This window comes from Brucella daejeonensis (assembly GCF_014199265.1).
GTDB classification, from domain to species: Bacteria; Pseudomonadota; Alphaproteobacteria; order Rhizobiales; family Rhizobiaceae; genus Brucella; species Brucella daejeonensis.
Genome location: NZ_JACIJG010000008.1, coordinates 84,605 through 103,943, shown reverse-complemented (window position 1 = coordinate 103,943; position 19,339 = coordinate 84,605). Strand labels below are relative to the sequence as shown.

Below are 19,339 nucleotides of genomic sequence, written 5' to 3'. Positions count from 1 at the left end.
GCGCTCTTTTCATTTGCCCGCCGAAATTCCATATTGGGACCATGGCTTCCTCAAAAGACAAACACTCCCGGGATTCGCACGACAGGGCTGGCGGCTTCGGTGAAGCGCCACAGGCTGAATTTTCCGGCACGCCGCTTTCCGGCTCGATCGCCGACTGGGCGAAGGAAATCGGTGACGAGGCGGCAAAGCCCCGCGCCAAGGCTTCCCGAACGGCCCCCAAGACACCAAAGAAGATACCCGAGCGCAGCAAGGAAGCGTCGCGCACAGGACGCGGCACCTCCATGGGCGGCGCGGCTTCGGCGAAGGAACGCGCGGCGGCCGGGCTTAACCCGGTTGCTGGCCTCGACATCAGCCTCGAAGACGCCGCCGGGCTCAACCCCTCCGGTGCGACGGCGACGGTTCAGGCCCTCTCGGACCTGATCGCTTCCGGCAATCCGCTGTTCAAGAACGGCGAACTCTGGACGCCTCATCGCCCGGTCCGGCCCGAAAAATCCGAAGGCGGCATCGCCATCGAGATGGAAACTAGTTTCGAGCCGTCCGGTGACCAGCCGACGGCCATTCGCGATCTGGCGGAAGGGCTGGAAAATCAGGACCGCACGCAGGTTCTTCTCGGCGTGACGGGTTCGGGCAAGACCTTCACCATGGCCAAGGTGATCGAGCAGACGCAGCGCCCGGCGCTCATCCTCGCGCCGAACAAGACGCTTGCGGCGCAGCTCTATGGCGAGTTCAAGAGCTTCTTTCCGAACAATGCGGTCGAGTATTTCGTCTCCTACTATGACTACTACCAGCCCGAAGCCTATGTGCCGCGCTCGGACACCTATATCGAGAAGGAATCCTCGATCAACGAACAGATCGACCGGATGCGCCACTCGGCCACCCGCGCGCTGCTCGAACGCGACGATGTGATCATCGTCGCTTCCGTGTCGTGCATCTACGGTATCGGCTCGGTCGAGACCTATACCGCCATGACCTTCGAGATGAAGATCGGCGACCGGCTCGACCAGCGCCAGCTTCTGGCCGATCTGGTGGCGCAGCAATACAAGCGGCAGGACATCAATTTCGTGCGCGGCTCGTTCCGCGTGCGCGGCGATACGATCGAATTGTTCCCGGCTCACCTTGAGGACCGGGCCTGGCGCATTTCGCTGTTTGGCGACGAGATCGAAACCATCACCGAATTCGACCCGCTCACCGGCCAGAAAACCGGCGACCTGAAATCGGTCAAGATCTACGCCAATTCGCACTATGTCACGCCGCGCCCGACGCTCAATCAGGCGATCAAGTCGATCAAGGAAGAGCTGAAGCACCGCCTTGACGAACTGACCCGTGCCGGACGGTTGCTGGAAGCGCAGCGCCTCGACCAGCGCACGACCTTCGACCTCGAAATGCTGGAGGCCACCGGCTCCTGCGCTGGCATCGAAAACTATTCGCGCTATCTGACCGGGCGCAATCCCGGCGAGCCGCCGCCAACGCTTTTCGAATATATCCCCGACAATGCCCTCGTCTTCATCGATGAAAGCCATGTCACCGTACCACAGATCGGCGGCATGTATCGCGGCGACTTCCGCCGCAAGGCCACGCTGGCCGAATATGGCTTCCGCCTGCCGTCCTGCATGGATAACCGCCCGCTGCGCTTCGAGGAATGGGACGCCATGCGTCCGCAGACCATCGCGGTTTCGGCGACGCCCGGCGGCTGGGAAATGGAAGAAGCGGGCGGTGTCTTTGCCGAACAGGTCATTCGCCCGACCGGCCTGATCGACCCGCCGGTGGAAATCCGTCCCGCCAAAAGTCAGGTCGACGACGTGCTGGGCGAAATCCGCGACACGGCCACGAAGGGCTACCGCACGCTGGTCACGGTGCTGACCAAGCGCATGGCCGAAGACCTCACCGAATATCTGCACGAGCAAGGCGTGCGTGTGCGCTACATGCATTCCGACATCGACACGCTGGAGCGCATCGAGATCATCCGCGACTTGCGGCTTGGCGCTTTCGACGTGCTGGTTGGCATCAACCTGCTGCGCGAGGGTCTCGACATTCCCGAATGCGGTTTCGTCGCCATCCTCGACGCCGACAAGGAAGGTTTCCTGCGTTCCGAAACCTCACTCATCCAGACGATTGGCCGTGCGGCGCGTAACGTCGACGGCAAGGTCATTCTCTACGCCGACAACATCACCGGCTCGATGCAGCGCGCGATGGACGAAACCAGTCGCCGCCGCGAGAAGCAGGAAGCCTATAATGAAGAGCACGGCATCACGCCGGCCTCGGTGAAGAAGAATATTTCGGACATTCTGGATTCGGTCTACGAACGCGACCATGTTCGCGCCGATATTTCCGGCTTTGCCGAAGAGGGCGCGATGATGGGCAACAATCTCACCGCCCATCTGGAATATCTGGAAAAGCAGATGCGCGACGCCGCCGCCGATCTCGACTTCGAAAAGGCGGCGCGCCTGCGCGACGAGATCAAGCGGCTGCGCGAGACGGAACTGGCCATTGCCGACGATCCGCTGGCGCGCGAAGTGGAACTGGAAAGCCCCGTCACTGGGCGCACCAAGGGCCGCCACAATGCCGGGCGCAAGGCGCACCGCACCGTCGATGACGCGGGCGGCAGGTCGTCGCTGTTCCAGAAGCCGACGCTCGACAATATGGGACCGGGCACCGACATGGCGAAGCCGCGCCATGAAGGCCCCCTGCCTGCGGCGCCGGAGACGAAGTTCCGCAAGAATACGCTGGACGAGATGACGGTGAAGCGCACCGAAATTCCGGCGGGCGGCGAAGCGCCGATCCGCCGCGAACGCGCCGGTATCGGCTCCTACGAGGACCCGGCGGACACCGCCCGCAAAAAGCGCCGCCCCGGCAAGACGGGCCGACCGGGGCGCTAAAGTTCAATGCCCGAAAGATTGTTGCAATCTCTCACTGGGATTTCAACAAACCCTTATTTTGAAGGGATTTTTTAATCTGCTCATACCGTTTTTGTGCTGCTTCATCATTCATTTTTGAATTTTGATTAGGCCCCTTCGGTGAGTTAGCCGAATGTACAGCCCCTCCTATGGGCAGCAAAAAACTCATCTGCCTTTCGCTTCGAGCCACTACATTCCCTCCTTCTCTAAGACCGACAGCAGAACAAGCTGTTCACGTGATACCAGCGAATCTAACGGCGGTGACGCTAAAGGACGTGCCTCTTTAGGGGCATTCTTCTTCATCTTACCTGATTCTTTGCGTTCAAGCTTTGATCCATAAACCCGCGAGAAACTTGACGGTGAAATTCCCTCATATTGTAGGAAGGAAACCTTTCCGCTTTCTTGCGGGTTAGTGGTGATAGAGTCAGAATGTAAGGTAAGAGCCAAACTCTTGGGATAGGGCTCTATATAGACTACAGACTGTATCCCGGAAGCGACAATATGACGAGCGCAACTGTGACAAGGAAAGGTTGTCGTGAAAAGCTTGGAACCAATGATGCCACCTTTTCCCTGCCTTGCTACCGAAATGATTGCCTCCATCTCAGCATGAACCGCTCTTGAAAATTCGATCAGGTTCTTAACGTCAGTCTTCTTTAAATCGTCCTTAATTCGACCATTCCCATCAGGGGCAAGCTTCGTTTCTATTTGATCGAACAATTTCTCTTTATAATGATCGTTCCAGCACTGGCATGCTTGCCATTTGTGGCAACGATGATCGCCGCTTCCATCATCAACTCTATAGGCTCCGCCACCAAACTTAGGCACATCATTAGCTCCCTGGCCAATGATTTCCCCTGCTTCTGAAACAATAACTGCACCCACTTGCCTTGAGAGGCACGCCGAGTTTAAGGAAACTCCGGACGCAGCCTGCATAGCATATTCTTCGCGGGTTGGAGTTTGCACCCCGATACCAAACACCAAGTTCAAAAAACGATCTGCGGACCCTTCAATTCGATCCAAATTATCGTCGTCATTCCGAAAGAAAACATCCGCATAATTCATTGTCTTTCGAACAGATTGACCCGAATTGGAACCTTCGTCATAGTCAGCATCTTTAATTTTAGCCAAATAAGAGGAGCTTGATATTTGTTTCTCTAGTCGTGCTATCCTTTTGTGCTCGGGAGAAAAGACCCCGACGAGCCAAAATAAATCACCGTATACCTTCCTGAGAATAGCTACCTCTTCTGGATTCTTTAATGAATCTATAATCGTACAAAAGCGCCGGTCTTCGCCATTTTCCGAATTCGTACGAGATCGATTTATTTTGTCAATACTGAGAATAGATAAAACATCATTAGAATGTTTTTCGCGAAGTTTATTTCCCATACTTTGAAGGCGTTCAACACGATCAAGAGCTTTAGCAGCTACAGAGTTCTCACCAACACTTTCTGCACGCTCATTGATAATTTCGCTTATTTTAATAACATCGGCTTTATAGCCAAAATTCTCTTCGATCTTTTGCTTGAGAATTTTCGCGACCGTCGTAGCTCCAGAGCCAATCGGGGCAACAATACCGAAAACCAACTCTTGAGTGAAACGTAATTCCGCAGGCGCTACCTCCTCACTGCTCCGCGCCTCTATTTCATCATTTTCGCTGAGCACACTATCAGCATACTTTATTGATTTTGCTCCCACTTTGCCCCCCCCAAAAAAGATCATAGATCACCATGCACTTTGCATAATTCGCTGCAATACTTATCCAACATCTCGCCTCTTGCAAATTTGCATGGCTGCCCTTGAGGCGAAATGTCCAAATCTATTCCTATAGATTCATCCCAAAAAGCTCAAATCACCAGAATGCGGTTCAGCGGCACTGACCGCCATTGGTGATTCGGTAACCCGCGCGCTCCGCTTCGCAACGATTGGCGAAGGTGCGCCGGTCGTTTCCACGCCGTGCGCAGACCGGCATATATTCGCGGGTGCAGGCGCCCGCTCCCGGCCTGCCCGGCTTGTTGCCCTGATGCGGCGGGCGCACCGGCCCGACACCCGGTCCGCCCCAGCCGGAGCCGGGTCGCGATCCGCACTGGCCGTTTGAAACGACCCGGTAGCCGTCCGCTCTCGCCTGGCAGGAATTGCCGAAAGTCTTGCGCGAACCGCCGCGCTCGGCGCAGACCGGCGCGTAGATCATCGGACACATTTGCGGTTGCGACGGTCCCGGCTTTACCGGCGGGCGATAGCCCGACCCGCCCTCCGCGACGCAGCCCGCCAGCACCAGGGCACCCGCGACGACACTCCATCTTATCAATGAATGTAACGGCATTTTCCTCTCCATGATGAACCCGGTTTCCGATAGAAATGCGGATAGTAAGGGCAGGTCCTGTCAGCGCGCGCTTCGATCTGGTTCGATCGGGTCGGCGCTCCTTCCTATTATGTCTTAGGGCCTGAAACAAAAAGCGGCATGTGCGTGCGAAAATGGTGATTTTCGAGTACAGGAGCGGAGTGTACTTTTGGGTACATGAGCACCGGAGCGCAGAAAATTACCATTTGCAGCCGCTCATGACGACTTTTGGAACAGGCTCTTAAGCATAACCTTATAGAACCTTGTTTCAATCGGCCCGGGCTATGTTTTATTCTGATTACCAGGCGCAAAATCACAAGCATCGTATCGACAATGCCCAAAGTTAGGTTACCTTGGCGACGGCACGGGTGGGCGGAACAGGTGGCATGAAGCGTTACGGGACAGGCATGGCAATCTTGATCGTTTCGCAGCTTCTTTTGCTGTCGTCCGGTCCCCAGATGGCATGGGCCGCAGTCGGGCCGAACCCGCCCGTCTATGGCCCGCCCCTGCCGCCCGCCGCAAAAGCCCCCACCATCAACCGCATATGCGAGCTGATCGGCGACAATGCCGAGACCCACGGTATTCCCAGGGACTTTTTCGCACGTCTAATCTGGAAGGAAAGCCGCTTCGACCATAATGCCGTCAGCCCTGTCGGGGCAGAGGGCATTGCCCAGTTCATGCCCTATACGGCAAAGGAGCGCGGGCTATCCGATCCCTTCGACATCGAACAGGCCATCCCGGCTTCGGCGAGTTTCCTGCGCGATCTGAAACAGGCATTCGGCAATTGGGGACTAGCAGCCGCCGCCTATAATGCCGGGGCGGGGCGCGTCTCCGGCTGGATGCGGTCCGGCGGCTTCCTGCCGCTCGAAACCGAGGACTATGTGCTCGATATCACCGGCGCGCCCGCCGACGATTTCGCTGCCGGAAAAGAAGTAGCGAATCGTCCCCTCGACCCCAAGCTCGATTTTGGTGCGGCCTGCCGCAGACTGCCCATCGTGCGCAGCGCAACCATTCCCATGTCCCGCGTAAAGCCCAAGCCGTGGGGGATACAGGTTGCGGGCAATTTTCGCCGCAGCGCCGCCGTCAACCAGTGGAACCGCCTGCGCAGGCAGTTCGGCACGGTGCTTGCAGGCCACGCCCCGGTCATCAGCCGCATACGCACACCGATCGGCAGGCGCGGAATCTACGCAGTGCGGATCGGCGCGAACAGCCGCGCCGAAGCAAACGGCATCTGCGCGAAGCTGCGCGCGGCCGGCGGCGCCTGCATAGTCTCCCGAAATCGTTAGAGCCTGAATCAAAAAGCGGCATGTGCGTGCGAAAATGGTGATTTTCGAGTACCGGAGCTTGAGTAGTACAAAAGGTACATGAGCACCGGAGCGCAAAAAATTGCCATTTACAGCCGCTCATGACGACTTTTGGAACAAGCTCTTAAAGAATCGGCGCGATTAAGATATAAAGATTACTAATCATCTGCCTGCCAAAAGAATTTGCTTGCCAAATACCGCATCTTCGATCAGTCTCCCCGTGTTCGGGCATTCAGCGAACAAATGGAAGACTGGAAGAACGGCGTGCCGGGGCCGCTATAAGTTCCGGGCCGGAGGTGCACCTTTGGCAATGATCGGTTCCTTCCCAATGTCGAGAACTGCCTGCATGACCCTCTGCCGGGTGTGTGGTGCGCTTGGCAGAAGTTGTAATTCCACCGCCCCCTGAAGGAGCGGTGGCGCCAAGGAAAAGGAACGGATCCCATGGCACAGACCGGACTGGTCAAATTCTTCAATACCGAAAAAGGCTTCGGTTTCATCAAGCCTGACGACGGTGGCGCGGACATTTTCGTACATATCTCTGCTGTACAGGCATCGGGCCTTACGGGCCTCGCTGACAATCAGAAGGTTTCCTATGAGACGGAGCCGGATCGTCGCGGCAAGGGCCCCAAGGCCGTAAACATCACCGTTACCGGCTGATCGTTTACAAAAATAACCTACCTTTGCCCCGGCTTTTGCCGGGGTTTTTTATTGCCCTTGCGCGCCTTTCTCCCGTTACGCGGCAGGCCCTGCCGGGACCGGGTTGAGGCGCGAAATATTACAGTCGGTGCAGCTAATTTACCGGGGAAAACGATGCCTGCCCCGCTCCGTCCATCATTCAGCCTCCATTCATGTCGAAAACGTTAATCAGTGGATTATCGTCGGGCTTCTGAAGGAGCGAAAAATGAACCGATTTGCGAAAACAGCCATTCTGGGCATTGCATCCCTTGCGGCCATCGCCGCACCGCTTGCCTCGGCATCGGCGGATTCCTGGGGCCGGCACGGCTGGCACCGCGGCGGCTGGGACCGTCCCTATTACCGCGAGCGCCATCGCAATCATGGCGATGCCGTCGCGGCGGGCGTGATCGGTCTGGCCGCAGGCGCCCTCATCGGCAGCGCGCTGAGCCAGCCGCAGCCAACCTATGTGCAGCCCGCACCGGTCTATGCGCCGCCTCCGCCGCCGCCCGCCTATTACCCGGCAGCGCCGGCCCGTAGGGTTACCTACTATCGCTCCAGCTATGAGCCATGGACGCGCGGCTGGTATCAGTATTGCGCGGACCGCTACCGGTCGTTCAACCCGAACACCGGCACCTATCGCGGCTATGACGGACGCGATCACTTCTGCTCCGCCAACTGATAAGGCATTTCCGGCAAAACCGCTTCACGCTTTTGCCGGAAATGTCATGGAAACGAACAGATAGAGCGGTTCCGCCAAAACAGGAACCGCTCTACAGGCGTTTTTTGTTCGAGGGTCAGGTCAGAAACGGGTTGGAGCGGCGCTCTTCGCCGAAACGCCCGCCCGGCCCGTGGCCGCAGATGAAGCCGATATCGTCGCCAAGCGGCAGCAGCTTTTCCTTGATAGAGTTCATCAGCGCGGCATGATCGCTGCCGGGCAGGTCCGTGCGCCCGACCGAGCCGTTGAAAAGCACATCGCCAACGATTGCGAACCGCGCTTCAGGATTGAAGAAGACGACATGCCCCGGTGCATGACCGGGCGTGTGGAAGACATCGAACTCATGCCCCGCCACCGAAACCTTGTCGCCCTCGTCGAGCCAGCGATCCGGCGTCACATTGCGCACGCCTTCGGTAATGCCGTATTTCAGCCCCGTTGCCTCAAGATTGTCGAGCAGGAATTTGTCGTCCCTGTGCGGACCGATAATCTCCACGCCCAGCGCTTCCTTGAGGTCGAGCGCGGCAGCCGCGTGGTCGATATGCCCATGGGTGATCCAGATCGCCTCGACGTCGATCGCCTGGGATTCAATCGCCTCCCTGATGCGGGCGAGATCGCCGCCCGGGTCGATCACCACCCCTTTCTTCGTCTCGCTGTCGAACAGAATGGTGCAATTCTGCTGGAAAGGCGTGACGGGAACGATGATGGCTTGCAATTGCCCCATGGTCTTACTCCACTCGGGTAGAGCGCGTTTCGATCCGATTGGATCGGAGCGGCGCTCTATCTATTTGTTTTGACGCGCAGCCGGAAAGCTGGTTTCCGACACAATTAATCCCCCCAGCCCCTTTGGTGAAGCGTTAAAAACAAAAACGGACGGCTATCAGCCGCCCGTTTTTCCCTCTCCGGCAGTTCGTCTTGCCGGTTGCGTCAGTGCCGCGTGGACTCAGGCCTTGGAGGCCATCGCGTTTTTGATCAGGCCAACGATGGCCGTGAGGACGATGCCGCCAACGCCGCCGCCGGCAAGCTGGCCCACGACGCCGTTGAGAACGGAATCGAGACCGCCACCGGACAGCATCGGAAGCAACTGGCCGAGGATGACGCCACCGATGCCGCCAGCCACCGTATTACCCGTAGTACCCAAACTGATATTCTTTGCAGCGCCGGCAATGTTGCCGCCGACCGCGCCAGCGACAAGCTGGAGAATGAGAGGTAGTAAAGCTTCCATAATTGTCACCCCGTCTGAGTGTTGTACCGGAATAGCGCTATTCCGGCCCAAGAAATGTTGAACCGAAACCCTCCAATGTCAAACAATAACAGATGAAATGACAAAAAAGCGGCCCGAAAACCGCTCTTTTTCTGTTTAAAACCCGATCATTCTGCTGCCGCGCGTCTGGCCAGAACTTCCGCCGAATAGTCATTCATCAGGGCGTTGGTGATTTCGGCGGGCTTGAATCGATACTGGACGACTTCCGAAACCGGCGTCACTTCCGCGGCCGTACCGCACAGGAAGCACTCCGAGAAGTCCGCCAGTTCCTCAGGCATGATCACCCGTTCGACGACTTCAATGCCGCGGCGTCTGGCGAGATCGATGACCGTGCGCCGCGTGATGCCGTCGAGGAAGCAATCCGGCGTCGGCGTATGCAGCGCGCCGTCCTTCACGAAGAAGACATTCGCGCCGGTTGCTTCGGCCACCTGGCCGCGCCAGTCGAGCATCAGCGCATCCGCATAGCCCTTGGCCTCGGCGGCATGTTTGGAGATCGTGCAGATCATGTAGAGCCCCGAAGCCTTCGAGCGCGATGGCGCGGTGCGCGGATCGGGACGGCGATATTCGGCAATATCGAGCCGGATGCCCTTCATCTTCTCTTCCGGCGAGAAATAGCTCGGCCATTGCCAGATGGCGATGGCAAGATGAATGCGGTTGTTCTGCGCCGAAACGCCAAGCGAGTCCGAGCCGCGCCACGCGATCGGGCGGACATAGGCATCCTCAAAACCCTGCTTCTTGAGAAGCGCGCGGCAGGCATCGTTGATTTCGGCCACGCTGTAGGGAATTTCAAAACCGAGAATATGCGCGGATTCATGCAGACGCTTCGTATGCTCGTCGAGCTTGAAAATCTCGCCGCCATAAGCGCGCTCGCCCTCGAACACGGCGCTGGCATAATGCAGCCCATGGGTCAGGACGTGAATCTTCGCGTCTTTCCAGTCGACGAATTCTCCGTCCAGCCAGATAAATCCGTCCCGTTGATCGAATGGAATCGCAGCCATTTTATTGCTCCTCAATATTTGTCGCGGCGCTGTCTCGATCCGGTTGCAGGTCGGGCAAACTCTTCCGCGGCCCATCTTCGCCGGTCAAATCGGCAGAACTGGCAAGATGGCGACCTGTTTCGCGTAATCGCCGGCCTTTTGAACGAAATGTACCGGGAACCACGCGAACATATTGCGCGGCCCCTCGCCAACGGACGCATGGAAGGAAAATAATTCTCCCAAAGGCCGGAAAACTGCGGCGTCTTCATCCTGCCGCCCCGCTTTTTTAAAGGCGGCGGAAATGAAGGCGACGAAATTATCTCTCCTCCAACACGCATCACGCACGAACATTGTTCCAAAAAAACCAGCTTACGCTTATCGAAAATTATCTGGGCGATTGAATTATGTCAACAATACTGACATATTCAGCGCAGCAGAACGGAGCACCGACGTGAATTCGACGAACGATATGAATTATATAAGCAATCCGTTGACGGCGGGAGAGGCTGCCGACCTCAACGTCATCGAGCTGTTGTTTTTTTCCTATCGCGATTTCACCGCCGACCCCGACCTTATCCTTGAAAAGATAGGATTCGGCCGCGCGCACCACCGTGTGCTCTACTTCATCAACCGCAAGCCGGGCATGACGGTCGCGGAGCTTCTGGAAGTCCTGCGCATCACCAAGCAGAGCCTTTCGCGTGTGCTCAAGCAATTGATCGATACCGGCCATGTCGTGCAGGCGACCGGCCTGCATGACCGCCGCCACCGCAAGCTCTATCCGACCAAGAGCGGGCGCCAGCTCACCCTCGCCCTTGCGCTGCCCCAGTCGCGGCGCATTGCGCGGGCGCTGGAAGACTGCGCGCCGCAGGATCGCGAAGTGATCGAACGTTTTCTTTATAATATGGTCAATCCCGAGCGCCGGACGCAGATCGATGAATTTTCAGGCAAGGGCGATCCCCTCGCCTGAGAGCCATTTCCGGCAGAAGCATTACGCACTGTAGCAGTAAGTGCTTGCATAAAAACGCATCCTTTAAACCAGCACATGGACGTGCCGCAATCGAGCCGGTAATATGCGCGCCGGGATATCGGGCAAAAGCCCGTGGTCCTGAGAGCTGAAGAAAAGCGACATGCGCGCGAAACTGGTGATTTTCGAGCGTCGGACCTTGAGTCGAACTGGCATTTGCAGCCGCTCATGGCGACTTTTGGAACAGGCTTAGAAGCGAAATTATCGAAATGGGATCAAGACACGCCATGGCAGCAGAAGAAGAAAAGACGCTATCGGACGACGCGCCGCATCTCCTTGTCGTGGATGACGACACGCGTATCCGCAGCCTTCTGTCGCAATACCTGACCAATAGCGGGTTTCGCGTCACGGTGGCCGGAAGCGCCGCCGAAGCGCGCCGCAAGCTGGAAGGCATCGATTTCGACCTTCTGGTCCTCGACATCATGATGCCCGGCGAAACCGGCGTTTCTCTGACCCGGTCGCTGCGCGAGCAGAAGAATGTGCCGATCCTCATGCTGACGGCCCTGTCGGAAACCGACAGCCGCATCGACGGACTGGCCGCCGGCGCGGACGACTATCTGCCGAAGCCCTTCGACCCGCGCGAGCTGACGCTGCGCATCAACAACATCCTGCGCCGCGGCGCGCCCGCCGCACAGCCGAAGATCGAGCAGATCGTTTTCGGCCCCTATACGTTCTTCATTCCGCGCCGCGAATTGAAGAAGGGCGTGGAAACCATCAAGCTGACGGACCGCGAACAGGACATCATGGCCATCTTCGCCGAACGCGCGGGCGAAACCATCCCGCGCCACGAACTGACCGGTCAGGACGGCGATGTCGGCGAGCGCACCATCGACGTTCAGATCAACCGTCTGCGCCGCAAGATCGAACAGGACCCGGCCAATCCGGTCTGGCTCCAGACCGTGCGCGGCATCGGCTACAAGCTCAGCATCGAATAGCAACCGACAGAGCCGGGACGGTGCGATTGGAGATGGTGTTTTCCCATAACGCGGAGCGCGATGTACAAACAGTATATCGGCTGGGCCGGACGTGGAAAATGCCATGCGCATGTCGCAACGATCTTTCCTTTGAAGCAACCGGCGTGGGCCTGGCACGATGAAATCGCCCTTGAGAAAATTCTCCCGCTGGCTGGCCCGCACGATGCCCAAGGGGCTTTATGCGCGTTCGCTGATCATCATCATCGCGCCGATGGTCCTGCTGCAATCCGTGATCGCCTATGTGTTCATGGAACGGCACTGGCAGATGGTGACGGAGCGCCTTTCCACCGCTGTCGTGCGCGACATTGCGGGCATTATCGACATTCTGGAGACCTATCCGCAGGAGCCGGGCTACGATAACCTGATCCGCATCGCGCAGCAGCGGCTGGCGCTCAATATTTCCATCCTGCCGCCCGACCCGCTGCCGCCGCCCGGACCGAAACCGTTCTTCGCCATCCTCGATTACTTCCTGAGCGAGGAAATCACGCGCCAGATCAACCGCCCCTTCTGGGTGGACACGGTGGGCGATTCCGACCTGATCGAAATCCGCATCAAGCTGGAGGACAAGGTACTGCGCGTCTTTGCCCGCCGCAGCCAGGCCTATGCCTCCAATACCGGCATCTTCCTGACATGGATGGTCGGCACGGCGCTTGTCCTGCTCATCATTGCCATCGCCTTCTTGCGCAACCAGATCAAGCCGATCCAGCAGCTTGCGCAGGCCGCCGAAAGTTTCGGCAAGGGGCGCCCCATGCCGGAAGGTTTTCACCCGCGCGGGGCGGAGGAAGTGCGGCGCGCGGGCATTGCCTTCATCCAGATGCGCTCGCGCATCGAGCGCCAGATCGAACAGCGCACCGCCATGCTATCCGGCGTCAGCCACGACCTGCGCACCATCCTGACCCGTTTCAAGCTGCAACTTGCGCTCGCCGGACAGTCCATCGACACCGAACCGCTCAATCAGGATATTGCCGACATGCAGACCATGCTGGAAGGCTATCTGGCCTTTGCGCGCGGCGAAGGTTCGGAGGAAACGGCGAACGTTGATGTCACGAAGCTCTGCGAAAAGCTGGAAAACGAGGCGCGCCTGCGCGAACGCGGCTTCAAATACCGCATCGTGGGCGACAGCGAGATCAATGTGCGTCCGAACGCCTTCTCACGGCTTGTCAGCAATCTGGTTTCCAACGCCTTCCGCCATGCGCGGAATGTGGAGCTTTCGGTTTCCCATGCCGATGGCTGGCTGAAGGTGATCGTGGACGACGACGGTCCGGGCATTCCGGAAGACCGTCGCGAAGACGTGTTCAAGCCCTTCGTCCGGCTGGATGAGGCGCGGACGCAGGACTCCGGCGGCACGGGCGGGCTTGGCCTTGCCATCGCGCGCGACATTGCGCGAAGCCACGGCGGCGACATCGCACTGGAGGATTCTCCCACGGGCGGCCTGCGCGCAATCATCCATATTCCGGCGTAACGAAAGGACCTATTCCGACATGGCGAACATCGTCAACGCCACTTTTTTAGGGCCGAAGGGAATACTTCTTGCCCGCCGAAGCCAACATAAAAAGGCCTATCCCGGTTTGTGGAGCTTTCCCGGAGGTCACGTCGAAGAGAACGAGACCCTCGAAGAAGCCCTCGTTCGTGAAACGGAAGAAGAACTGAACACAAGGCCCCAAAGCTTCGAGTTCCTGATGCAGATAAGCGACCCCGTTTCGCAAGCGGTCACCTATCACATTTATATCGTCAGCAGGTGGGACCGAGAGCCTGAAATCGCCAACAACGAGCATACCGAGCTGAAGTGGCTATCCGTGGACGAAGCCAAAAACCTGCGCGATCTCGCACTCATGGAATATCTGGCCGTTTTCGAGCAACTGGAGCTTTTCCAGCAAAAGCGTGAAACGGCCTTGCTCTCGGAAAAGCACTAAAGCATGTCTCCCAAAAGTGGGGACCGCCTACGCGGGGAAATCAGTCCACTGGACTGATTTCTAGTCCCGCTTCGATGGGATAAAGACATGCGTAAAAACAAAAGCTTAAAGCGTGTCGCCTGAGTATGATTGAATGCGACACGCTTTAAGCCCGCCCCCTCATCCTGAGGAGGTTCCTGAGCTTGCGAAGGAACCGTCTCGAAGGACGAGGGTAAAGGATACCGCTGCTTGTTTACCCAAAAACCACGCTCTAATAGAGCTTGCCGCCGTTCGGGACAGGCTTGTCGATGGCTGCGAGGACCACGTCGCCATTTTCATCCGGCATACCGAGCGTCAGCACCTCCGACATGAACGGGCCGATCTGGCGTGGCGGAAAATTAACCACCGCCATCACCTGCTTGCCAACGAGTTCTTCCGCCGCGTAGCGTTTGGTGATCTGGGCCGACGACTTCCTGATGCCGATCTTTTCGCCAAAGTCGATTTTCAGCTTGTAGGCAGGCTTGCGCGCTTCGGGAAAGGGCACCGCTTCCACGATGGTCCCGCTGCGGATGTCGACTTTTTCGAAATCCGCCCAGCTTATCGTCGTGGCTTCGCTCATTTTCTCGTCCCCCTCACTCATTCACTATCGGATGAGAGCCTGAATTCAAAAGCGGCATGTGTGTGCGAAAATGGTGATTTTCGAGTACCGGAGCGCAATGTACTTTTGGGTACATGAGCACCGGAACGCAGACAAATTGCCATTTGCAGCCGCACAGGACGACTTTTGGAACAGGCTCTCAGGCGCGACCGACTGTCTCGAACACCACACTTTCCAGCGCCTCGCGCGCGCTGACACCCGACCAGACCACGAACTGGAAAGCCTGGAAATAGGCCTCGCAGGCCTCGAGAGCCGCCGACAGCAGCACTTCCACCTGGCGGCTGGTCGGCTCCGCGCCGCCCGCCAGCAGCAGCGACTGCCGGTACATGATCGCGCCTTCCTGCTGCCAGAGATCGAAATGCCCCATCAGGAGCTTTTCGTTGATCAGCGAGAGCAGCCGCATTACCTCGTTGACGCGCGGTTCGGCCACCTTGATGTCGAACGCGCAGGCCAGATGCAGGGCCTCGAAATCCTCCATCCACGAAAACGAGATATGATAGTCAGACCAGTTGCCCGCAACCGAGATTGCGATTTCATCGTCGCCAGTGCGCTCGAACGTCCAGTCGTTTGAATGCGCGACCTGCTCGATCACATCCACAGGATGCGCCTCACGCGCGAATTCAAGCTCAAGAAGGCCCATGTCCGTTTCCTGTTCTGGGAAACATCTGCCCCAGATGCTTCCTAATTCCCGGCGCGCAACAATCTGCCCGCCCGTACCCGCCAGCGCGCAACGGTGCGCGCAGGAAAAAGGCACGAATTGATCGGTTGAGGAACTGGCATACTTGACAGTATGCAAGCGCCTCAATGGCACACGCACATACGCAACTGATACTGGAAAGCAGCCTGAAAGACGCGAAACCCGACACTCGGCCTCTCGCCGCCGCCCACATGACCGCATTACGAATCATGTAGTGTTTTCAGTCTATTGATGCTGAATCTGAACGCCAGCCCCTTTTCAAAAAAGAGACATGAAAGCATGTGGAAATATATGGAGGCCCGGCCGCGCCCCTTGCCTTAAGGGATTCTAAGACAAGGGTTTTTAGCGCCTGCGGCCTGTTAATAAATATTCAGGGATTATTTTTGGATTTTGCCGAAGACGATGCGGATTTTGCCGTTTTGCTCCCGGAATCGCCTTCGAATTTGGCAAGACGCGCTTCCAGAGCCTCGATTCTTGCCAAAAGCGCGCTGTTTTCCGCGCGCGCCTTGATGGCCATTTCGCGAACGGCTTCGAAGTCCTCGCGCTGCACCACATCGAGCGTATTGAGAACGCGTTCGCTCTGCGAGCGCAGCGCTGTCTCCACTTCGCGGCGCACGCCCTGCGCGGCGCCTGCCGCATCCGTCACAAGCTTGGCGAGTTCATCGAGAACCCGGTTTTGTCCGCTGGTCATGGCAATCTTCCCTGTTTCCGCATGAAGCTGTTGAAAAAGCTGCATTTGAAATAGGGCCGTCGCGATTGCGATGCAAGCGCGAGCCTGCAATCGTGATTAGGGTCAGGACTTATTATTTTGGTGGAAATGGTGTGAGGCCATCCGTCTGGATACGAGGAGAAAAGGCGAAGGAAATGTGGTTCATTTTCGAGACTTTTCAACGCTGTAGCCGGGCGGATGGACCACATCCTTCGGACACCGAAATGACTGGTGATCTGCGGCGTCAAGCCGCTCAACCGGGGGAACCACCCCGTTTTTCGCGTCTTTCCTTGCAGTTCTTGTCATTTCAGGTGCCATTTTCATCAAAATAATAAGTCCTGACCCTGATCCCATCACGGCTTGACCGCCGAAACTTCGTCCAGCATGTTCCGTCACAAAATGGAGTGATTTCATGATTTCGACGTTGCTGCCCGCATCGGCGCTCGCCTTTCCCAACATCGATCCGGTGATCTTCTCGGTCGGGCCGCTGGCGGTACACTGGTACGGCCTGGGCTATGTCGTCGGCATCATGTTCGCATGGTGGTACGGCAAGAAGCTTCTGCGAAGCCACCGCCTGTGGGCCAACAACCAGCCGCCGATGGCGCCCGAAGCGCTGGACGATTTCGTCATATGGGCCGCGCTCGGCGTCGTGCTCGGCGGGCGCATCGGCTATGTGCTCTTCTATAATCTGTCCTATTATCTCTCCAACCCGCTCGCCATTCCGGCGGTATGGGACGGCGGCATGTCGTTCCATGGCGGCATTCTGGGCACCACGCTCGCCATGATCCTTTTCGCCCGCTCGCGCGGCATCCGGGTGTGGAGCATGTTCGATACGATTGCCGCCGGCGTGCCGGTCGGGCTTGGCGTGGTGCGCATTGCCAATTTCATCAATTCCGAACTGTGGGGTCGCGTCTCGGATGTTCCATGGGCCGTCTATTTCCCCAATGGTGGGCCGCTGCCGCGCCATCCGAGCCAGATCTATGAAGCCTTTCTCGAAGGGCTGGTGCTGTTCTTCGTGCTGTTCCTGCTCATCCGGGTCGGGCGCAAGCTGAAGAAGCCGGGCTTCATTGCCGGGGCCTTCGTCACCGGCTACGGCCTCAGCCGCATCGCGGTGGAATTCTTCCGCGAGCCGGATGCGCAGCTCGGCTATCTCTTCGGCGGATGGCTCACCATGGGCATGGTGCTTTCGGTGCCGATGGTGCTGATCGGCCTCTGGGCAATGTGGCGGGCGAACCGGGCCGCGGCAAAGAATGCCTGAGACGACACTCGAAGACCGGCTGAAACGCATGATCGCCACCACCGGGCCGATCAGCGTCGCCGACTATATGGCAGCCTGCCTCGGCGACCGCGAGGCGGGCTATTACACCACCCGCGAACCCTTCGGGCGCGAGGGCGATTTCGTCACCGCGCCGGAAGTGAGCCAGATGTTCGGCGAACTGATCGGCATCTGGTGCGTCAGCGAATGGGAAGCGCTCGGACGCCCGGACGCGTTCGTGCTTTGCGAGATCGGCCCCGGTCGCGGCACGCTGATGAGCGACATGCTGCGCACCATCGGCAGGCTTTCCCCGCAGATGCTTGGCGCCGCCAGCATTGCCATGGTGGAAACCAGCCCGCGCCTTGTCGAAAGGCAAAAGGAAAAACTGGCCGATGCACCCGCGACCGTGGAATGGTTCGAACGCTTTTCCGATATTCCCGCGAAAACGCCCGCAGGTCCGCTGATCCTTGTCACCAATGAACTGTTCGACGCCATCCCGTTCCGGCAATTCGTCAAGACCGGCGGAGGTTTCATGGAACGGCTGGTCGCGCTCGACGAAAAGGACGCGTTCCGTTTCGTGAGCGGCGCGGGCGGCATCGATCCGACCCTCCTGCCCGCAGGCCACACGAACGCGCAGGAAGGCAGCATTTTCGAAGCAGCACCTGCGCGCACCGCGCTGATGCAGGAAATCGCCAGCCATATCGCGGCCAATCACGGCGCGGCGATCAATATCGATTACGGCCATCTCGAAGCCGGTTTCGGCGATACGCTGCAAGCCATGCTGAAACACAGCTTCGACGACGTGTTCGCCCATCCGGGCGTGGCCGACCTCACCAGCCATGTCGATTTCGATGCCCTGGAAAAGACCGCGCAGGCCAGCGGCTGCAAGACCGGAACCATGACGCAGGGCGATTTCCTGCTTGCCATGGGCCTGCTCGACCGCGCCGGAAGGCTCGGCGCTGGCCGCGATGCGGAATTTCAGGAAAAAATCCGCGCCGATGTCGAGCGACTGGCCGCGCCCGACCAGATGGGAACGCTGTTCAAGGTGCTGGCCATCAGCGATTGCGACACAAAACTCATTCCTTTTGCCGCTCCATGACGGCGAAAGCTTCGATTGACAAGCCGCCCCGCCTCCCCCACCATCCCGCCGTTTACGAAAGCCAGCAAGATGACAGACATGCCGCAGCCGATCCGTTCGCTCCTTCTGGACAAGCCCGCCGGACAAGGCGGGACAAGGATCGCGCACGGCTTTTTCACCCGTAAGGGCGGCGTGTCGGACGGCATCTATGCCGGATTGAATGTCGGCAGCGGCTCGAACGATGTGCCGGAAAAGGTGGTGGAAAATCGCCGCCGCGTCGCGGAAAGCCTCGGCGTCGCGCCCGATCGCCTCATGACCGTCCATCAGGTCCATTCGCCCGATGTCATCCATGTCACCGAACCCCTGCAAGGCCCGCGCCCGAAGGCCGACGCCATGGTGACGAATGTTCCCGGCATTGCGCTTGGCGCGCTTTCCGCCGATTGCGGCCCGGTTCTTTTCGCAGACCACGAAGCGGGCGTCATCGGTTCGGCCCATGCGGGCTGGCGCGGCGCGTTTGGCGGCGTTCTGGAAAACACCGTCGAAGCCATGATCGGCCTCGGTGCCAGACGCGAGAATATCGTCGCGGTTTTGGGACCCGCAATCGGCCCTGAAAACTATGAGGTCGGCCCGGAATTCCATGCCGAATTCATCGGCAGGGACCCGGCCTATACCGCCTATTTCCGCCCGTCGGACAAGCCCGATCACAAGCTGTTCGATCTGTGGACGTTCATCACCGACCGGCTGGCCGGTGCGGGCGTTCAGGCCGAAGCGCTGCGCCAGTGCACCTATGCCGACGAGGACCGGTTCTATTCCTACCGGCGCACGACGCATCGCAGGGAACCCGACTATGGACGCCAGATCGCAGCGATAGCCATCATCAAGGAATAG

At 58.3% G+C, this 19,339-nt stretch carries 20 protein-coding genes; 11 read left to right on the top strand and 9 right to left on the bottom strand.

Annotation, left to right across the window (positions count from 1 at the left end; all coding sequences use genetic code 11):
• Positions 1–41: 41 nt before the first annotated feature.
• Positions 42–2,876, top strand: coding sequence for an excinuclease ABC subunit UvrB (gene uvrB / locus FHS76_RS12090; RefSeq protein ID WP_183652670.1), 2,835 nt, complete (start codon positions 42–44; stop codon positions 2,874–2,876).
• 207 nt (positions 2,877–3,083) lie between these two features.
• Here the strand turns inward: uvrB and FHS76_RS22725 are convergent, their stop codons facing one another.
• Both FHS76_RS22725 and FHS76_RS12080 read right to left on the bottom strand, forming a co-directional pair.
• Complete coding sequence (locus tag FHS76_RS22725) at positions 3,084–4,589, bottom strand: anti-phage dCTP deaminase (RefSeq protein WP_183652667.1); 1,506 nt, start codon at positions 4,587–4,589, stop codon at positions 3,084–3,086.
• 169 nt (positions 4,590–4,758) lie between these two features.
• Entirely contained in the window at positions 4,759–5,214 is a 456-nt protein-coding gene (locus tag FHS76_RS12080) for a Kazal-type serine protease inhibitor family protein (RefSeq protein WP_183652664.1), read from the bottom strand.
• Between the two features lie 425 nt (positions 5,215–5,639).
• On the opposite strand from FHS76_RS12080, the gene FHS76_RS12075 reads away from it, so the two are divergent.
• The 3 genes from FHS76_RS12075 to FHS76_RS12065 all read left to right on the top strand — a co-directional run bounded on the left by FHS76_RS12075 (position 5,640) and on the right by FHS76_RS12065 (position 7,890).
• Complete coding sequence (locus FHS76_RS12075) at positions 5,640–6,518, top strand: SPOR domain-containing protein (RefSeq protein ID WP_407924992.1); 879 nt, start codon at positions 5,640–5,642, stop codon at positions 6,516–6,518.
• A gap of 459 nt (positions 6,519–6,977) precedes the next feature.
• Positions 6,978–7,193, top strand: coding sequence for a cold-shock protein (locus FHS76_RS12070; RefSeq protein ID WP_010659637.1), 216 nt, complete (start codon positions 6,978–6,980; stop codon positions 7,191–7,193).
• Between the two features lie 244 nt (positions 7,194–7,437).
• A complete protein-coding gene (locus FHS76_RS12065; RefSeq protein WP_183652660.1) occupies positions 7,438–7,890 on the top strand; it encodes a BA14K family protein in 453 nt (150 codons plus the stop codon).
• A gap of 115 nt (positions 7,891–8,005) precedes the next feature.
• On the opposite strand, the gene FHS76_RS12060 is transcribed toward FHS76_RS12065, so the two are convergent.
• From FHS76_RS12060 to FHS76_RS12045, 4 genes are all read right to left on the bottom strand, one after another.
• A complete protein-coding gene (locus FHS76_RS12060) occupies positions 8,006–8,647 on the bottom strand; it encodes an MBL fold metallo-hydrolase (RefSeq protein WP_183652657.1) in 642 nt (213 codons plus the stop codon).
• Positions 8,648–8,866: 219 nt separating this feature from the next.
• On the bottom strand, positions 8,867–9,148 hold the full coding sequence (locus FHS76_RS12055; RefSeq protein WP_183652654.1) for a hypothetical protein: 282 nt from the start codon (positions 9,146–9,148) through the stop codon (positions 8,867–8,869).
• A 146-nt stretch (positions 9,149–9,294) separates the two neighbouring features.
• Positions 9,295–10,185 (bottom strand): branched-chain amino acid aminotransferase, encoded by an 891-nt coding sequence (locus tag FHS76_RS12050; RefSeq protein ID WP_183652651.1) that lies wholly within the window; start codon positions 10,183–10,185, stop codon positions 9,295–9,297.
• An 84-nt stretch (positions 10,186–10,269) separates the two neighbouring features.
• On the bottom strand, positions 10,270–10,515 hold the full coding sequence (locus FHS76_RS12045) for a hypothetical protein (RefSeq protein ID WP_183652648.1): 246 nt from the start codon (positions 10,513–10,515) through the stop codon (positions 10,270–10,272).
• 100 nt (positions 10,516–10,615) lie between these two features.
• Here FHS76_RS12045 and FHS76_RS12040 point away from each other — a divergent pair, with 100 nt between their 5' ends.
• From FHS76_RS12040 to FHS76_RS12025, 4 genes are all read left to right on the top strand, one after another.
• The gene (locus FHS76_RS12040; RefSeq protein WP_183652645.1) at positions 10,616–11,131 is read left to right on the top strand and encodes a MarR family winged helix-turn-helix transcriptional regulator; all 516 of its coding nucleotides are present in this window, start codon (positions 10,616–10,618) and stop codon (positions 11,129–11,131) included.
• Positions 11,132–11,415: 284 nt separating this feature from the next.
• The gene (locus FHS76_RS12035; protein WP_183652642.1) at positions 11,416–12,123 is read left to right on the top strand and encodes a response regulator; all 708 of its coding nucleotides are present in this window, start codon (positions 11,416–11,418) and stop codon (positions 12,121–12,123) included.
• Positions 12,124–12,280: 157 nt separating this feature from the next.
• Positions 12,281–13,624, top strand: coding sequence for an ATP-binding protein (locus FHS76_RS12030; RefSeq protein WP_183652639.1), 1,344 nt, complete (start codon positions 12,281–12,283; stop codon positions 13,622–13,624).
• A gap of 19 nt (positions 13,625–13,643) precedes the next feature.
• A complete protein-coding gene (locus tag FHS76_RS12025; RefSeq protein ID WP_183652636.1) occupies positions 13,644–14,075 on the top strand; it encodes an NUDIX domain-containing protein in 432 nt (143 codons plus the stop codon).
• A gap of 250 nt (positions 14,076–14,325) precedes the next feature.
• On the opposite strand, the gene FHS76_RS12020 is transcribed toward FHS76_RS12025, so the two are convergent.
• The 3 genes from FHS76_RS12020 to FHS76_RS12010 form a co-directional block, all read right to left on the bottom strand.
• Positions 14,326–14,673: a tRNA-binding protein gene (locus tag FHS76_RS12020; RefSeq protein WP_183652634.1), complete on the bottom strand. Its 348-nt coding sequence runs from the start codon at positions 14,671–14,673 to the stop codon at positions 14,326–14,328.
• A gap of 178 nt (positions 14,674–14,851) precedes the next feature.
• Positions 14,852–15,352, bottom strand: a complete 501-nt coding sequence (locus tag FHS76_RS12015) for a type III secretion system chaperone family protein (RefSeq protein ID WP_183652631.1) — start codon at positions 15,350–15,352, stop codon at positions 14,852–14,854.
• Positions 15,353–15,779: 427 nt separating this feature from the next.
• Positions 15,780–16,100 carry an accessory factor UbiK family protein gene (locus FHS76_RS12010; RefSeq protein WP_183652628.1) on the bottom strand — a complete coding sequence of 107 codons (321 nt, stop codon included), beginning with the start codon at positions 16,098–16,100 and terminating at the stop codon, positions 15,780–15,782.
• Positions 16,101–16,530: 430 nt separating this feature from the next.
• Between FHS76_RS12010 and lgt the strand changes: the two genes are divergently transcribed.
• The 3 genes from lgt to pgeF all read left to right on the top strand — a co-directional run bounded on the left by lgt (position 16,531) and on the right by pgeF (position 19,339).
• On the top strand, positions 16,531–17,376 hold the full coding sequence (gene lgt, locus FHS76_RS12005) for a prolipoprotein diacylglyceryl transferase (protein WP_183652625.1): 846 nt from the start codon (positions 16,531–16,533) through the stop codon (positions 17,374–17,376).
• On the top strand, positions 17,369–18,472 hold the full coding sequence (locus FHS76_RS12000) for a class I SAM-dependent methyltransferase (RefSeq protein ID WP_183652622.1): 1,104 nt from the start codon (positions 17,369–17,371) through the stop codon (positions 18,470–18,472). Before lgt ends, FHS76_RS12000 begins: the two co-directional genes overlap by 8 nt.
• A gap of 69 nt (positions 18,473–18,541) precedes the next feature.
• On the top strand, positions 18,542–19,339 hold the full coding sequence (pgeF, locus tag FHS76_RS11995; protein ID WP_183652618.1) for a peptidoglycan editing factor PgeF: 798 nt from the start codon (positions 18,542–18,544) through the stop codon (positions 19,337–19,339).

Coding starts and splice junctions, on each gene's coding strand:
- FHS76_RS12030 (WP_183652639.1), top strand. CDS start 12,281: ATGAAATCGCCCTTGAGAAAATTCTCCCGCTGGCTGGCCCGCACGATG.
- FHS76_RS12020 (WP_183652634.1), bottom strand. CDS start 14,673: ATGAGCGAAGCCACGACGATAAGCTGGGCGGATTTCGAAAAAGTCGAC.
- FHS76_RS12055 (WP_183652654.1), bottom strand. CDS start 9,148: ATGGAAGCTTTACTACCTCTCATTCTCCAGCTTGTCGCTGGCGCGGTC.
- FHS76_RS12025 (WP_183652636.1), top strand. CDS start 13,644: ATGGCGAACATCGTCAACGCCACTTTTTTAGGGCCGAAGGGAATACTT.
- FHS76_RS12065 (WP_183652660.1), top strand. CDS start 7,438: ATGAACCGATTTGCGAAAACAGCCATTCTGGGCATTGCATCCCTTGCG.
- FHS76_RS12045 (WP_183652648.1), bottom strand. CDS start 10,515: ATGTTCGTGCGTGATGCGTGTTGGAGGAGAGATAATTTCGTCGCCTTC.
- lgt (WP_183652625.1), top strand. CDS start 16,531: ATGATTTCGACGTTGCTGCCCGCATCGGCGCTCGCCTTTCCCAACATC.
- uvrB (WP_183652670.1), top strand. CDS start 42: ATGGCTTCCTCAAAAGACAAACACTCCCGGGATTCGCACGACAGGGCT.
- FHS76_RS12075 (WP_407924992.1), top strand. CDS start 5,640: ATGGCAATCTTGATCGTTTCGCAGCTTCTTTTGCTGTCGTCCGGTCCC.
- FHS76_RS12070 (WP_010659637.1), top strand. CDS start 6,978: ATGGCACAGACCGGACTGGTCAAATTCTTCAATACCGAAAAAGGCTTC.
- FHS76_RS12010 (WP_183652628.1), bottom strand. CDS start 16,100: ATGACCAGCGGACAAAACCGGGTTCTCGATGAACTCGCCAAGCTTGTG.
- FHS76_RS12050 (WP_183652651.1), bottom strand. CDS start 10,185: ATGGCTGCGATTCCATTCGATCAACGGGACGGATTTATCTGGCTGGAC.
- pgeF (WP_183652618.1), top strand. CDS start 18,542: ATGACAGACATGCCGCAGCCGATCCGTTCGCTCCTTCTGGACAAGCCC.
- FHS76_RS12060 (WP_183652657.1), bottom strand. CDS start 8,647: ATGGGGCAATTGCAAGCCATCATCGTTCCCGTCACGCCTTTCCAGCAG.
- FHS76_RS12000 (WP_183652622.1), top strand. CDS start 17,369: ATGCCTGAGACGACACTCGAAGACCGGCTGAAACGCATGATCGCCACC.
- FHS76_RS12035 (WP_183652642.1), top strand. CDS start 11,416: ATGGCAGCAGAAGAAGAAAAGACGCTATCGGACGACGCGCCGCATCTC.
- FHS76_RS12015 (WP_183652631.1), bottom strand. CDS start 15,352: ATGGGCCTTCTTGAGCTTGAATTCGCGCGTGAGGCGCATCCTGTGGAT.
- FHS76_RS12080 (WP_183652664.1), bottom strand. CDS start 5,214: ATGCCGTTACATTCATTGATAAGATGGAGTGTCGTCGCGGGTGCCCTG.